Source organism: Azospirillum sp. UFLA03-27, assembly GCF_059803775.1.
In genome coordinates, this window is record NZ_JAUQTX010000029.1 from 1 (window position 1) to 14,415 (window position 14,415).

A 14,415-nucleotide genomic window follows, 5' to 3' on the forward strand; every position below is an offset into this window, starting at 1 on the left:
GTTATAGTCTCGTGGGCTCGGAGATGTGTATAAGAGACAGGTCCGGAACGGTCATGCGGGCTCATGATGTCAACCAAACCGTTTCTGTCCTGAACGTTCAGGTCGTGCGCTGGTGGCCTGGATAACAGGGGATGCGGCATCGTGACCCGGACGAAGACGCGCAAGAATCCAGCCCGTTTCCAAGAATTCGCTTTCATTTGACTTGCAGACGGCGTTCCGCTAACCATCTTTCCCACCACGGGGCGGCAAGCCTCGCGGGCACCCATCCCACATCCGCCGTTCCGTCCCTCCCCAACGATCTGGGCGCGACGTCCGACAGGCATTCCCAGCCTTCAGCGCCGTTCGACGCTCAACCGACGCACCCTGCGCCGGCCCGGGACCTCTGGCACTCCCCCTCGCATGACCGATTCCCTTAAGGCACCCCCATGCATCTCCAAGAGCTGAAGTGCAAGAGCCCCGCCGAACTGCTGGCGTTCGCCGAGGAACTGCAGATCGAGAACGCCAGCACGCTGCGCAAGCAGGACATGATGTTCGCCATCCTCAAGCAGCTGGCGGAAAACGATGTCCCGATCTACGGCGACGGCGTGCTTGAGGTTCTTCAGGACGGCTTCGGGTTCCTGCGCTCGCCGGAGGCCAACTATCTTCCCGGCCCTGACGACATCTATGTCAGCCCCAGCCAAGTGCGCCGCTTCAGCCTGCGCACCGGCGACACGGTCGAAGGCCAGATCCGCGCCCCCAAGGACGGCGAGCGCTACTTCGCCCTTCTCAAGGTCAACACGATCAACTTCGATGCGCCGGACAAGGTCCGCCACCGCATCAACTTCGACAACCTGACCCCGCTCTATCCGGAAGAGCGGCTGCGCATGGAAGTCGACGACCCGACCAAGAAGAACTACACGGGCCGCATCATCGACCTCGTGGCGCCGCTGGGCAAGGGCCAGCGCGGGCTGATCGTCGCCCCGCCGCGCACGGGCAAGACCGTGATGCTGCAGAACATCGCCCATTCCATCGCGACCAACCACCCGGAAGCCTATCTGATCGTCCTGCTGATCGACGAGCGTCCGGAAGAGGTGACCGACATGGCCCGCTCCGTGCGGGGCGAGGTCATCAGCTCCACCTTCGACGAGCCGGCGACGCGCCACGTCCAGGTCGCCGAGATGGTCATCGAAAAGGCCAAGCGGCTGGTCGAGCACAAGCGCGACGTGGTCATCCTGCTGGACTCCATCACCCGTCTGGCCCGCGCCTACAACACCGTCGTTCCCTCCTCGGGCAAGGTGCTGACCGGTGGTGTCGACGCCAACGCGCTGCAGCGCCCGAAGCGCTTCTTCGGTGCGGCCCGCAACATCGAGGAGGGCGGTTCGCTGACCATCATCGCGACCGCGCTGATCGACACCGGCAGCCGCATGGACGAGGTGATCTTCGAAGAGTTCAAGGGCACCGGCAACTCGGAAATCGTGCTGGACCGCAAGCTCTCCGACAAGCGCACCTTCCCGGCCATCGACATCTCCAAGTCGGGCACCCGCAAGGAGGAGTTGCTGGTGGACAAGGGCACCATCTCCAAGATGTGGATCCTGCGCCGCATCCTGATGCCGATGGGCGTGACCGACGCGGTGGACTTCCTGGTCGACAAGCTGAAGCACACAAAGTCGAACTCAGAATTCTTCGAGTCCATGAATCAGTAGTCGGTGGTTTCCTCTCCCCCATCCGGTCCAAGGACGGGGGAGGGCACAAAAAAGGCGGGAGGCCCCAGTGGAGCCTCCCGCCTTTTTGTTTGCCCGAAACCGATGGCCCGGATCAGAACGCTGCCGTCAGAACCGCCATGTCAGAACGGCGACTGCGGCGCCTCTTCGGCCTGGGCCTGCTGGCCGGCGGTCTGGCGGCGGTACAGGTCGACGAAGTCGATCGGGTTGATCATCAGCGGCGGGAAGCCGCCGTCCTGGGTGCAGCCGGCCACGATGGCGCGGGCGAAGGGGAACAGCATCCGCGGCGCCTCGATCAGCAGCACCGGGCGGTGATGCTCCTGCGGCAGGCCCGGAAGCTGGAACAGGCCGCCGTAGGCGACCTCGACCAGGAAGGCGGTCGCCTCGGCCTGCTTGGCTTCGCAATGCAGCTTGAGCACGACCTCGTAAACGTCCTCGCCCATCGGCTGAACCTGCACGTCCACGCCGATGTTGACCTGCGGCTGCGGCTGGCCGGGCAGCAGGCTCTGCGGGGCGTTGGGGTTCTCGAAGGACAGGTCCTTCACATACTGCGCCAGCACATGCATCGGCAGCGACGAGGCGGCTTCCTGATCTTGACCGTTGATCTGCTGATCGGACATGGACAACTCCTGGCCGCGGGGCGGCATCACGATGGAAAGGTCTTCAAGACCCGCTGGCTAGCACGGAACCGCTGGCTCCACAAAGTGAAACCGGTGCGTTTCACCCGCGGTCGTTGCGGTGGGGCGAACCGGGCGGCGCCCAGCGGGAGTCACCGAGCTTCGGCATGTCATCCGGACCGTCGCGGTCCGACGGACCGGCGCTTCCCGGGCGGCCGCCGTCGGGGTCGACCTCCTGGTATTCGACGTCAATCACGCCCGGCGGCGGGCGGTTGCGCGGCCCGCCGTGGGGGCCGTTCGGATTGCCGGCGTTCCAGCCTTGGCCGCCCGCCTGACCGCCCATGCGGCCATGCATCTGGAAGGAGGTAGCGCCTTTCATACGGTCGAACAGCCAGCGGCCCAGGGCGTTGCGGATCGGGCGCACGAACAGCAGGATTCCGACGATGTCGGTCAGGAAGCCGGGGATGATCAGCAGCAGACCGGCGACGACGACGCAGAATCCCTCGAACACGGCGCCGACCGGGCTTTCGCCGCGCTCCGCCGCCTGCTGCGCGCGCTTCAGCACGGACAGACCCTGCCAGCGGATCAGCACAGACCCGAGGATGGCGGACAGGATGACCAGCCCGACCGTCGGACCGGCGCCGATCCAGTCGCCGACCTCGATGAAGGTCGCGATTTCCGCGATCGGCAGCAGAAGGAACAACAGCAACAGTGGATTCATGGCCGTCCTTGCTCTTTCAACCCCAAGGGCCTATCTACACCAGGGTACGCACCCGATCTTTGGTTGGAAGAACAGCTCCGGCACGGGTCATCGGGTGGAATCCTCGGCGGAGAGAGCGAGCAGGGACTTGGTCCCGGCACCGTTCCGGTACACTTAATGCTCACCCGCCGGAGGGTCCAGTAGTGGATCAAGCGGGGCCGGTGATTTCGGGGCCGGCCTTCAGTCACCCGGAAGGATGGATGATGGGAGATGGGTTTGTGTTCGTCGAGATCCTGATCTTCGCGATGATCGCGGCGTTTCTCGTGTACCGGCTGCGCAGCGTGCTCGGCCGCCGCACCGGTGAGGAACGCCAGCGGCCGAACCCCTTCACGGCCCGCCCCAACAACCAGCCCGACAACGTGGTGGCGATGCCCAACCGCGAGCGGCCTGTGCCGAACGCCGCCCCGTCGCCCGACGAGCCGGTGTCGCTGGCCACCGCGCTGGAGCAAATCAAGGCCGCCGACCCCAGCTTCGACGAGAAGTATTTCCTGCAGGGCGCCCGCGGCGCCTTCCAGATGATCGTGGAGGCCTTCGCCAAGGGCGACACGGCCACCCTGCGCCCGCTGCTCTCGGACGAGGTCTACGACAACTTCGCCCGTGCGGTGCGCGAGCGCCAAGCGGCCGGCGAGACGCTGGAGACCCGCATCGAGACGATCACCGACGCCGACGTGGTGGAGGCCCGCATGGACGGCCGCACCGCCCTGGTCACAGTGAAGTTCGTGTCGGAGCAGATGAACGTCGTGCGCAACAGCGCCGGTGCCGTGGTGGACGGCGATCCGAACAGCGTGGTCGAGGCCGTGGACGTCTGGACCTTCGCCCGCAACACCCGCGCCGGCGACCCGAACTGGGCGCTCGTCGAAACCCGCACCCCTCAATGACCGATCGGTTCTGATGTTTTCTCTTCCGGTTGTTCGTCTCAGCGCCGCGGCAGTCCTTGCCGCGGCGTTTCTCATTGGCTGCGAGCGGAAGGAGGAGGCCAAGGCGCCGCCGCCTCCGCCGCCCGAGAAGCTGGTCCTCACCCCGGTCGCCTTCACGGCGCTGCCCGGCTGGAGCGCCGACCGCGTGGCGGAGGCCGTCCCGGCCTTCCAGCGCTCCTGCGCAAAGGTCAGGGCGCTGGCCGCCGACCGTTCCATCGGCCCGGACGGGGTCGGCGGCAAGGCGGCGGACTGGCAGGACCCTTGCGCCGAACTGGCCAAGCTGCCGCCCGGCGACGACGCGGCGGCGCGGGCCTATTTCGAGACGTGGTTCACCCCCTACGCCGCGGCCAACAACGCCGAGCGGCGCGGCCTCTTCACCGGCTATTACGAGGTCGAGTTGAAGGGCAGCCGGTCGCCGGACCCGGCCTTTCCGGTGCCGCTCTACAAGCGCCCCACCGATCTGGTGATGGTCGACCTCGGCGAGTTCGCCGACCGCTGGAAGGGCGAGCGCATCGCCGGGCGCGTCACCGCCGGGCGACTGAAGCCCTTCGAGGACCGCGCGGCCATCGAGGCCGGGGCGCTGAGCGGCAAAGGGCTGGAGCTGGTCTGGCTGCAGGACCCCATCGCCACCTTCTTCCTGCACATCCAGGGGTCGGGTCGGGTCAGCTTCCCCGACGGGACGGAGACGCGCGTCGGCTACGCCGCCCAGAATGGCCACAAATACGTCGCCATCGGGCGGGAGCTGATCGACCGCGGCGCCCTGAAGCGCGAGGAGGTGTCGCTCCAGACCATCCGCGCCTGGCTGCAGGCCAACCCCGGCGAGGCGGCGGCGCTGATGAACAGGAACCCCTCCTACGTCTTCTTCCAGGAGCTGAAGGGGGAGGGGCCGAACGGCGCCCAGAACGTCGCCCTGACGCCGGGGCGCAGCCTCGCCATCGATTCCAAGTTCCTGCCCTACGGCGTGCCGGTCTGGCTGGACGCCGAGGACCCGTTGGACGCCCAGACGCGGCTGCGCCGCTTGCTGATCGCCCAGGACACCGGCGGGGCCATCCGCGGCCCGGTCCGCGGCGACGTCTTCTGGGGTCACGGTCCGGAGGCGGAGGAGAAGGCCGGCGTGATGAAGAGCGCCGGGGAGTATTACGTTCTGCTGCCGAAGACCGTCGCGCCGGCGTCCTAACCGGACGTCCAACATCCGGAAGAATCGGGGCGGAGCGGGGGCTCGTGTGTCATCATGCCGGGAAGCGTCCACCGGAAGGAGGGCTCATCCCGCATGATGCTCCTGGCCCGAGCGATGGCGGCCCGAGTGACCGGACAGGTGATCGCGGGGTTCCTGACCGCTGCGTTGCTCCTGCCCGGAAGACCGGTCTCCGCCTCCATGATGGAGGACCAGGGATGGAGCAAGGAGGACAAGGCGCTCGCCCTCAACGTCGGCACCGGCGTATTGGCCCTGGGGTGGGGCGTATGGTCCTGGGATTGGGGCACCGGCGGCCCTCGCTTTCAGGATGAGGGTTGGTTCGGCCGCAGCACGACCGAAGGCGGTGCCGACAAGATCGGCCATGCCTGGACCGGTTACGCGATCAGCCATCTGCTGGCCCGCCAATATCAGAGTTGGGGCTTCACCCAGACGGACTCCGCCCGGTACGGCGCGCTGTCGTCGCTGGGCATCATGGGCTTGGTGGAGGTCGGTGACGCCTTCAGCGACGACTACGGATTCTCCTATCAGGACATGCTGTTCAACACCGTCGGGGCCGTGGCTGGCTACATCTTGTGGGACAACCCGGAATTGGCCCGCAAGGTTGATTTCAGGGTCGAGTACAACCCATTCTCCGGCGGCGACAAATACCAAACCGACGTCTTCACCGATTACAGACGGCTAAAATATCTGCTCGCGGTAAAGGCGGATGGGTTCGACGCCATCCAGGACCCTCTGCTGCGGCATCTGGAGTTCCATGTCGGCTTCTACGCGCGGGGCTACGAGGATTACAGCACCAACCCCAGCCGCGACGATCGAAGCCAATATTTCTATCTCGGCATTGGCTTGAACCTGACCCGCCTGCTCAGCCCGCATGTGAAGACCGGCGGCGTGTTCCACTACATCCAGCCGCCCTACACCTACATATCCAAGGATTGGCGCATCGCTCCCTGAGCGGAACCGATCTGAGCGGAACCGATACCCTTGCAGAGCACCGGATCGGCGCCCAGGGATGAAGAAAAGCAATGGGGCGCCGAAGGTTTCCCTCGGCGCCCCGATGTTTCACGTGGATCGGCGGGTGGGATCGGAGTGGGATTCCTTTCTCATTACCCCTTGGCCATCATCCCCTGGTGATCATCGGGCCCAGGCGGCGGCCGGCGAAGACGTGGATGTGCAGATGCGGAACCTCCTGGTTCGCGTCCTCGCCGCAGTTGGACAGGATGCGGTAACCGGGCTCGGCGGCGCCGGCGCCGCGCGCCACCTCGCCGACCGCGCGGAACAGGCCGGCGATCTCCACCTCCGTCGCGCGGGCGCTGAAGTCGTCCATGTCGACGTAGGCGCCCTTCGGGATCACCAGGATGTGCGTCGGGGCCTGCGGGTTGATGTCGTGGAAGGCCAGCGCGTGCTCGGTCTCCAGGACCTTCTTGCACGGGATTTCGCCGCGCAGGATGCGGGCGAAGACGTTGTTCGGATCGTAGGTCTTGGCCATCGCGTCGTTTCCCCTTCCGCCTTGCAATCGTTAAGCTTTGCGCGCGTTCTTTTCGGCGATGCCGCTGGTGCCCTCGCGCTGGGCCAGCTTCTCCCACACCTCGGCGGGCTCCAGCCCGGCGTCTGCCCACAGCACCATCAGGTGATAGAGCAGGTCCGCCGACTCCGAGGCCATCGCCGCCTTGTCGCCACGCACCGCCTCGATGACCGTCTCCACCGCCTCCTCGCCGACCTTCTGGGCGATCTTGGCGGTGCCGCGGTGGAACAGCTTGGCGGTGTAGGAGGTCTCCGGATCGGCGCCCTTGCGCGCCTGGACGGTGGCGTAGAGCCGGTCCAGGACCTCGGCGGAGATGGCCGCGGCGGTGGCCGCCTTGTCCTCAGCCATGCGCGGCCTCCCTCACACGGGCCGGGCGCACCGGGATGCCGGCCTCGGCGAGCGCCGCCTTGGCTTGCCCGATGGTGTAGGTGCCGAAATGGAAGATGGAGGCCGCCAGAACCGCCGTGGCGTGGCCCTCGCGGATGCCCTCCACCAGATGGTCCAGCGTGCCGACGCCGCCCGACGCGATGACCGGGATGCGCAGGCCGTCCGCCACCTTGCGGGTCAGGGCGAGGTCGAAGCCACTCTTGGTGCCGTCGCGGTCCATCGAGGTCAGCAGGATCTCGCCGGCGCCGTAGGACTCCATGCGCTTGGCCCATTCGATGGCGTCGATGCCCGTGGCCTTGCGCCCGCCGTGGGTGAAGATCTCCCAGCGGCCCGGCTCGACCTGCTTGGCGTCGATGGCGACGACGATGCACTGGGCGCCGAACTTCTCCGCCGCCTCCTGCACGAACTCCGGGCGGTGGATGGCCGCGGTGTTGATCGACACCTTGTCGGCGCCGGCCAGCAGCAGCTTGCGGATGTCCTCGACCGTGCGCACGCCGCCGCCGACGGTCAGCGGCATGAACACCTGCTCGGCGGTGCGGCGCACCACGTCGTAGATGGTGTCGCGGTTCTCGTGGCTGGCCGTGATGTCGAGGAAGGTCAGCTCGTCCGCCCCCTCCCGGTCATAGACGCGGGCCTGCTCCACGGGGTCGCCGGCGTCGATCAGATCGACGAAGTTGACCCCCTTGACGACCCGCCCGTCCTTGACGTCCAGGCAGGGGATGACGCGCATCTTGAGCATCAGCCGGCCTTTCCGGTGACGGGAGCGGGGGAGAGCAGGTCCAAGGCCGTCTTCGGGTCGATGCGCCCGTCGTAGAGCGCGCGGCCGCAGATGACGCCCTGGATGCCGGTGTCCTCCTCCTTCTTCAGCGCGATCAGGTCGTCGATGGAGGAGACGCCGCCCGACGCGATCACCGGGGTGGTCAGGTGGAAGGCGAGGTCGGAAGTCGCCTCGACGTTCACGCCGCCCATGGCGCCGTCGCGGTTGATGTCGGTGTAGATGATCGCGGCGACGCCGCTGTCCTCGAACTTCAGCGCCAGATCCAGCGCCTTGATGGTCGAGGTCTCGGCCCAGCCGGCGACGGCCACGTAACCCTCGCGCGCGTCGATGCCGACGGCGACCTTGCCCGGGAACTCCCGGCAGGCTTCACGGACCAGCTCCGGTTCGCGCAGGGCGACGGTGCCGAGAATGACCCGGCTGACGCCCTTCTCCAGCCACATGGCGATGGTCTTGAGGTCACGGATGCCGCCGCCCAGCTGCACCGGGATGGTCACGGCGCCCAGGATGCTCTCGACCGCCTTGCCGTTGACCGGCTTGCCCTCGAAGGCGCCGTTCAGATCGACCAGATGCAGCCATTCGAAGCCCTGGCTTTCGAACAGGCGGGCCTGATCGGCGGGTTCGGTGTTGAAGACGGTCGCCTGGCTCATCTCGCCGCGCAGCAGCCGAACGCAGGCACCGTCTTTGAGGTCGATGGCGGGATAGATGATCATCGCGGTGTCTCGTCCTATGGCTTGTCGTGGAGCGTGTCGGGGGTGAGGTCTTTCACATAGAAATGTCCGGCCAGCCTTTTGCCGTCCACCAGCGCATAGAAGGGATGCGTGCCCCAGCGTTTGAAGCCTAGATCCTCGTACAGCGTGATGGCCGCGCTCTGGGTCTCGCGCACGTCGAGGTTCAGCACGCGGAAGCCGGACGCCCGCGCCTCCTCTTCGACCGCCACGGTCAGGCGGCGGGCGAGGCCATGGCCGCGCGCCCATGGGGCGACGAAGCTGGTGGTCAGGGTGGCGGCGTGGGCCTGCGCCTCGTTGTTGCGGGCCGGCTTGATGAGCTGGGCGGAGCCGGCGATGACGCCGTCCAGACGGCCGACGAACAGGATGCGTTCCGGCACCACCAGAACGCCCTTCCAGTAGCGTTCCATGATCTCGCGGGGGGGTGGCGCTACCCAGCCGAAGCCGCCCCCGGCCTTGACGGCGTCGTCGGCGGCGTCGCACAGGTCGTGCAGGTCGCCGGTCTTCAGCGTGTCGATGCGTTCGACCGTGACGTCGGTCATGGTCAGACCCGCCAGGTCAGGAAGTTGGCGACCAGGGCAAGCCCGGTCTCCTGGCTCTTTTCCGGGTGGAACTGGGTGCCGACCAGATTGTCGCGCCCGACCACCGCGGCGAAGGGGCCGCCGTAATCGGCGCTGGCGATCACGTCCTCCGACCGTTCCACGGCGAAGCGGTAGGAATGGACGAAATAGGCGTGCGCCCGCTCCGGCAGGCCGGCCAGAACCGGGTGCGCCCGGCGGATGTCCAGCTCGTTCCAGCCCATGTGGGGGATCTTCAGCGTCGGGTCAGCGGGCTCCAGCTTCACCACCTCGCCCTTGATCCAGCCCAGCCCCTCGGTCACGCCGTATTCGCGCCCGCGCTCCGCCATCAGCTGCATGCCGACGCAGATCCCCAGGAAGGGGCGGCCCTTGGCATGCACCACCTCGTCCAGCGCGTCGAGCATGCCGGGGACCTCCGACAGGCCGCGCTTGCAGTCGGCGAAGGCGCCCACACCCGGCAGGACGATGCGGTCGGCCTTGCGCACGGCGTTGGCGTCGGAGGTCACCAAGACCTGGAAGGAGGCATGGGACTCCGCCGCCGCGCGCTCCAGAGCCTTGGCGGCGGAACGCAGGTTGCCGGAGCCGTAATCGATCAGCGCAACGGTTTCCATGAAACGAGGACCTTCAAGAGAGACCCGGCCTTGTCGGAGCCGCCGGTTTTTTTCAGAGGGAGCCGCCCAGCGTCCCCTTGGTCGAGGGCACGGCGTCGCGCTTGCGCGGGTCGATGTCGATCCCGGCCCGCAGCGCGCGGGCAAGCGCCTTGTAGCAGCTTTCCACGATGTGGTGGTTGTTCTCGCCGTAGAGGCATTCGACGTGCAGCGTCACGCCCGCGGCCATGGCGAAGGCCTGGAACCATTCGCGGAACAGTTCGGTGTCCATGTCGCCGATCTTGTCGCGGCTGAAGGACACCTTCCAGATCAGGTAGGGCCGGTTGGAGAAGTCCAGCGCGACCCGGGTCAGCGTTTCGTCCATCGGGATGTAGGCGTGGCCGTAGCGCTGGATGCCCTTGCGGTCGCCCAGCGCCTTCGCCACCGCCATGCCGATGGCGATGCCGCTGTCCTCGGTCGTGTGGTGGGCGTCGATGTGCAGATCGCCCTCAGCCACCACCGACAGGTCCATCAGGCTGTGGCGCGACAGCTGCTCCAGCATGTGGTCGAGGAAGCCGACGCCGGTCTTCACGTCATAGACGCCGGTGCCGTCCAGATTCACGGCGACCCGGATCCGGGTTTCGGTGGTGTTCCGCTCGATCGAGGCGCGGCGGACGCCATTGGCAAGGCTCTGGTCCATGAGTCCGGGTTTTATCAGGAAGCGCGCGGGCGCGCCAGAGGCGCAGCCCCCGAAAACGCCTATGACCGTCGGTCGAGATGCCGCATAATGCGTGTGTGTGCATGGTCGTGTGCACGCTCGACGCGCATAATGGGATATGCCACCGGACATGCCGACGCCCGGACGCGTTTTTCTGCCCCTCGCCGCCCTGCTGGCGCTGGCCGCCTGCATGGGCGGGGACCTGCCGCAGACCCGCAAGGCGCCGCCCGTCGCCCGCGGTTCGACGGAGCCGGTCCGCTTCGACGGCCTGTCGCTCGGCTCGATGCGGCGGGGCATGGTGACGGGGCGTTACGTCTGGGCGCTGGAGTGCTGGCCGCCCTATGAGGACGTCCACTGGACAAGCGGGCGCAGCCTGCACGAGAACTCCACCTTCCAGGAGCGCTTTGCGGAGGTTCTGGCCGACGCCGGCTACGACGTCGCGGGTGCCCCGGGCAGCGATTACGAGGCGGAGTTCGACCGCAAGCGTGCCCGCTACATCCTGCGCGGCGACCTGCGCGCGGTGAACAGCGACCTGTGCCGCCGCCGGAGCTGGCTGACCGGCCGCAGCGAGGGGGTGTCGGGAATCGGCAGCCTGCGGGTCGACTGGGCGGTTTACGACGCCGTGACGGGGCGGCTCGTCCACCGCGTCACCACGACGGGGGTGGCCAGCAAGGACAGCGGCGTGCCGCAGGGCGACGTTCTGCTGATCGAGGAGGCCTTCGCCACGGCGGTGGAGGCGCTGGGCGCCGACCCCGGCTTCCGCACCGCGGTATCGCGGAGCGGCGCGATAGCGTCAAGTGGCCCCGCCATAGTGTCAAGTGGCCGGGGAGGAGTGTCAACCGCCCCCCTGGGAGCGTCAAGTGCGGCTCCGCTAGTGTCAAGTGGGGCGGCAGGAGTGTCAAGTGCCGCTCCGCATGTGTCAACTGGGCCGGCCATGGTGTCAACCGCGACGGTCGATCCCGGAGGCGCATCGGCCGGATCGGCTCCTTTTCTGGTGGAAACCCGACCTCCGACCCTGATTCTGCGCATCGCCGACCCACTCCAGGGCTACGCCGATGATCCCGCCGCCCGCGTGTCCGCCGCCACGGTTCGCGTCGGACCAGACGAGCGCAAAGGCCGGGGGATCGTGCTGGGGGAACTGGACGGCCAGTCGCTTCTGCTGACGCTCGACGCCGGGCCGGACGCGACCGTCACCGTCGCGCCGTCCCGCGGGGTGTCGCTGGACGGAACGGTGATGGCGCGCGACGTTCCGGGCGGAATCGCCCTGATCCGCGTGCCGGCCCGGCTGCGCGCGGCGCCGCTGCGTCTGGACACCCCGGCGGTCAGCGAGCCGGTGACAGCGGTCCTGGAGCGGGGCGACGACACGGCGGCGGGCATTCTGGCGGCCCGGCGCGCCGATCCGCAAGCCGCGCCGGGGGTGGAGGCGACGCTGTTCCAGGCCGATTTGACCGGGCCGGATCCGGCGCCGGGCGACCCGCTGGTGGACGAGGCGGGCAATTTGCTGGGCGTGGCCCGTCCGGGTCCGCCGCCGGGTGGCACGCACGGCCTGTCCGCCTTCGTCCCGGTGATGGAGGCGCTGGCCCGCCTGGGGGTGGAGGTGACGCAGCTCGCTCCCCGGCCAACTCCGTCCCATGGCCCAATTCCGTCCCGTGGGATACCGGTCCATGACGGCAGACTTGACGGGACCCGCCGTCCCCCCACATAGACCCGTGTTCCGATGTGCCTATGTCGGCCGGTGTCACGCCGGGCCGTTCGGGCACGGGCGCTTCTTCCTTGGACCACGGTCACGATGACTTCCCACGATCCCATCCAGTGGCACGGCACCACCATCCTCTCGGTCCGCAAGAACGGGCAGGTGGTCATTGCCGGCGACGGCCAAGTGTCCGTCGGCCAGACGGTCATGAAATCGAACGCCCGCAAGGTGCGCTGGCTCGCCGGCGGCACGGTGATGGGCGGCTTCGCCGGCGCCACCGCCGACGCGCTGACCCTGTTCGAGCGGCTGGAGACCAAGCTGGAGAAGCACCCCGGCCAGCTCCTGCGCGCCTGCGTCGAGATGGCCAAGGACTGGCGCACCGACCGCTACCTGCGCCGGCTGGAGGCCATGATGGCCGTGGCCGACCGCAACGTCAGCCTGATCCTGACCGGCAACGGCGACGTGCTGGAGCCGGAGGATGGCCTCATCGGCATCGGCTCCGGCGGCGCCTACGCCCTGTCGGCGGCGCGCGCGCTGGTCGACGTCGATGGTCTGGACGCGGAGGCCGTGGCCCGCAAGGCGATGAAGATCGCCGCCGGCATCTGCGTCTACACCAACGAGAACGTCACGCTTGAAAAGCTCTAACCCTCAGACCGGGTCCCCAGCCATGTCCGCCCCCAGCATCGCCGCCGCCACCGCCGCCTTCAGCCCGCGCGAGATCGTCTCCGAACTCGACCGCTACATCGTCGGCCAGCACGAGGCCAAGCGCGCGGTCGCCATCGCGCTGCGCAACCGCTGGCGCCGCCAGCAGCTCCCCGAGGGGCTGCGCGAGGAGGTTCTGCCCAAGAACATCCTGATGATCGGCCCGACCGGCGTCGGCAAGACGGAGATCGCCCGCCGTCTGGCGAAGCTGGCCCAGGCGCCCTTCCTGAAGGTCGAGGCGACCAAGTTCACCGAGGTCGGCTATGTCGGCCGCGACGTCGAGCAGATCGTCCGCGATCTGGTGGAGGCCGCCATCGGCCTGACCAAGGAGCGGCTGCGCAAGGAGGTCGCCGCCAAGGCCGAGCTGCGCGCCGAGGAACGCGTGGTCGACGCGCTGTGCGGCGAGAACGCGAGCCCGGAGACGCGGCAGAAGTTCCGCAAGATGCTGCGCGAGGGCACGCTGAACGACCGCGAGATCGAAATCCAGGTGGCCGACACCGCCGGCGGCCTGCCGACCTTCGACATCCCCGGCATGCCGGGCGCCCAGATGGGCATGCTCAACCTGAACGACATCTTCGGCAAGGCGCTGGGCGGGCGCACCAAGTCCCGGCGCATGTCCGTCGCCGAGAGCTACACCGTTCTGATGGCGGAAGAGTCGGACAAGCTGCTGGATCAGGAAAAGGTCGTTTCGGAAGCGATCCAGGCGGTCGAGCAGAATGGCATCGTCTTCCTCGACGAGATCGACAAGATCTCCGCCCGCTCCGACTACAAGGGCGGCGCTGACGTCAGCCGAGAGGGCGTGCAGCGCGACCTGCTGCCGCTGATCGAGGGCACGACTGTCAGCACCAAGCACGGTGCTGTGAAGACCGACCACATCCTGTTCATCGCGTCGGGCGCCTTCCACCTGTCCAAGCCGTCGGACCTGCTGCCGGAACTTCAGGGCCGTCTGCCGATCCGCGTCGAGCTGAAAGCGCTGGAGCAGGAGGATTTCCGCCGCATCCTGACCGAGCCGGAAGCCAGCCTGATCAAGCAGTACAAGGCCCTGCTGAAGACCGAGGAGGTCGATCTCGTCTTCACCGACGACGCCATCGACGAGCTGGCCCGCCTCGCCACCGACATCAACGCGACGGTGGAGAACATCGGGGCGCGGCGCCTGCATACCGTTTTGGAGCGGCTGCTGGAGGACATCAGCTTCACCGCCAGCGACAAGGCCGGCCAGACCGTGACCATCGACGCGGAGACCGTCCGCGCCCAGGTCGGCGGCCTCGCCAAGAACGCCGACCTGTCGAAGTTCATTCTGTAAGACGCGTCGCGGCTATTTCATCGGTGATCCCCTCTCCCCTCTGGGGAGAGGGTTAGGGTGAGGGGGTTGTGCTTGTGCCGGACCTACCGCCACGGGCAACCCCCTCACCGGCCCTCCGGGCCACCCTCTCCCCAGAGGGGAGAGGGTTATGAGAGTCCACCCGCCTTGATCGGCTTTCTTGATCGGCGGCCCGGCTGGCCTTAGGATGGCCGGCGTCTCACCACGGCAGGATG

Annotated in this window: 16 protein-coding genes; 7 read left to right on the forward strand and 9 right to left on the reverse strand. The window is 67.6% G+C overall.

What is annotated here, in order from left to right:
• Positions 1–425 precede the first annotated feature (425 nt).
• Positions 426–1,682 carry a transcription termination factor Rho gene (rho, locus tag Q4I23_RS06760; protein WP_014238917.1) on the forward strand — a complete coding sequence of 419 codons (1,257 nt, stop codon included), beginning with the start codon at positions 426–428 and terminating at the stop codon, positions 1,680–1,682.
• A gap of 140 nt (positions 1,683–1,822) precedes the next feature.
• Here rho and secB read toward each other — a convergent pair whose 3' ends face one another.
• Complete coding sequence (gene secB / locus Q4I23_RS06765; RefSeq protein ID WP_035670309.1) at positions 1,823–2,320, reverse strand: protein-export chaperone SecB; 498 nt, start codon at positions 2,318–2,320, stop codon at positions 1,823–1,825.
• 100 nt (positions 2,321–2,420) lie between these two features.
• Entirely contained in the window at positions 2,421–3,038 is a 618-nt protein-coding gene (locus Q4I23_RS06770) for an FxsA family protein (RefSeq protein WP_014238915.1), read from the reverse strand.
• 242 nt (positions 3,039–3,280) lie between these two features.
• Between Q4I23_RS06770 and Q4I23_RS06775 the strand changes: the two genes are divergently transcribed.
• From Q4I23_RS06775 to Q4I23_RS06785, 3 genes are all read left to right on the forward strand, one after another.
• Positions 3,281–3,955 (forward strand): Tim44/TimA family putative adaptor protein, encoded by a 675-nt coding sequence (locus Q4I23_RS06775; protein ID WP_038531572.1) that lies wholly within the window; start codon positions 3,281–3,283, stop codon positions 3,953–3,955.
• A gap of 13 nt (positions 3,956–3,968) precedes the next feature.
• On the forward strand, positions 3,969–5,171 hold the full coding sequence (mltA, locus tag Q4I23_RS06780) for a murein transglycosylase A (protein WP_498525697.1): 1,203 nt from the start codon (positions 3,969–3,971) through the stop codon (positions 5,169–5,171).
• Positions 5,172–5,264: 93 nt separating this feature from the next.
• Positions 5,265–6,140 (forward strand): DUF2279 domain-containing protein, encoded by an 876-nt coding sequence (locus Q4I23_RS06785; protein ID WP_454020265.1) that lies wholly within the window; start codon positions 5,265–5,267, stop codon positions 6,138–6,140.
• Between the two features lie 166 nt (positions 6,141–6,306).
• Here Q4I23_RS06785 and Q4I23_RS06790 read toward each other — a convergent pair whose 3' ends face one another.
• Genes Q4I23_RS06790 through hisB form a run of 7 tightly spaced genes read right to left on the reverse strand, consistent with a single transcriptional unit; the run spans position 6,307 to position 10,466 of the window.
• Complete coding sequence (locus Q4I23_RS06790) at positions 6,307–6,675, reverse strand: histidine triad nucleotide-binding protein (RefSeq protein ID WP_454020264.1); 369 nt, start codon at positions 6,673–6,675, stop codon at positions 6,307–6,309.
• Between the two features lie 30 nt (positions 6,676–6,705).
• On the reverse strand, positions 6,706–7,059 hold the full coding sequence (locus Q4I23_RS06795; RefSeq protein ID WP_454020263.1) for a phosphoribosyl-ATP diphosphatase: 354 nt from the start codon (positions 7,057–7,059) through the stop codon (positions 6,706–6,708).
• Positions 7,052–7,837, reverse strand: a complete 786-nt coding sequence (hisF, locus tag Q4I23_RS06800) for an imidazole glycerol phosphate synthase subunit HisF (RefSeq protein ID WP_145701550.1) — start codon at positions 7,835–7,837, stop codon at positions 7,052–7,054. Before hisF ends, Q4I23_RS06795 begins: the two co-directional genes overlap by 8 nt.
• Entirely contained in the window at positions 7,837–8,586 is a 750-nt protein-coding gene (gene hisA, locus Q4I23_RS06805; RefSeq protein ID WP_145676041.1) for a 1-(5-phosphoribosyl)-5-[(5-phosphoribosylamino)methylideneamino]imidazole-4-carboxamide isomerase, read from the reverse strand. Before hisA ends, hisF begins: the two co-directional genes overlap by 1 nt.
• A 14-nt stretch (positions 8,587–8,600) precedes the next feature.
• The gene (locus tag Q4I23_RS06810) at positions 8,601–9,143 is read right to left on the reverse strand and encodes a GNAT family N-acetyltransferase (protein WP_498525698.1); all 543 of its coding nucleotides are present in this window, start codon (positions 9,141–9,143) and stop codon (positions 8,601–8,603) included.
• Positions 9,144–9,145: 2 nt separating this feature from the next.
• The gene (gene hisH, locus Q4I23_RS06815) at positions 9,146–9,790 is read right to left on the reverse strand and encodes an imidazole glycerol phosphate synthase subunit HisH (RefSeq protein ID WP_454020260.1); all 645 of its coding nucleotides are present in this window, start codon (positions 9,788–9,790) and stop codon (positions 9,146–9,148) included.
• 52 nt (positions 9,791–9,842) lie between these two features.
• Positions 9,843–10,466, reverse strand: a complete 624-nt coding sequence (gene hisB, locus Q4I23_RS06820) for an imidazoleglycerol-phosphate dehydratase HisB (RefSeq protein WP_145676035.1) — start codon at positions 10,464–10,466, stop codon at positions 9,843–9,845.
• A gap of 148 nt (positions 10,467–10,614) precedes the next feature.
• Here hisB and Q4I23_RS06825 point away from each other — a divergent pair, with 148 nt between their 5' ends.
• The 3 genes from Q4I23_RS06825 (at position 10,615) to hslU (ending at position 14,182) form a co-directional block, all read left to right on the forward strand.
• The gene (locus tag Q4I23_RS06825) at positions 10,615–12,189 is read left to right on the forward strand and encodes a serine protease (protein WP_498525699.1); all 1,575 of its coding nucleotides are present in this window, start codon (positions 10,615–10,617) and stop codon (positions 12,187–12,189) included.
• Between the two features lie 84 nt (positions 12,190–12,273).
• The gene (gene hslV, locus Q4I23_RS06830) at positions 12,274–12,822 is read left to right on the forward strand and encodes an ATP-dependent protease subunit HslV (RefSeq protein WP_014238902.1); all 549 of its coding nucleotides are present in this window, start codon (positions 12,274–12,276) and stop codon (positions 12,820–12,822) included.
• A gap of 22 nt (positions 12,823–12,844) precedes the next feature.
• Positions 12,845–14,182 carry an ATP-dependent protease ATPase subunit HslU gene (gene hslU, locus Q4I23_RS06835; protein ID WP_498525700.1) on the forward strand — a complete coding sequence of 446 codons (1,338 nt, stop codon included), beginning with the start codon at positions 12,845–12,847 and terminating at the stop codon, positions 14,180–14,182.
• Positions 14,183–14,415: the final 233 nt, after the last annotated feature.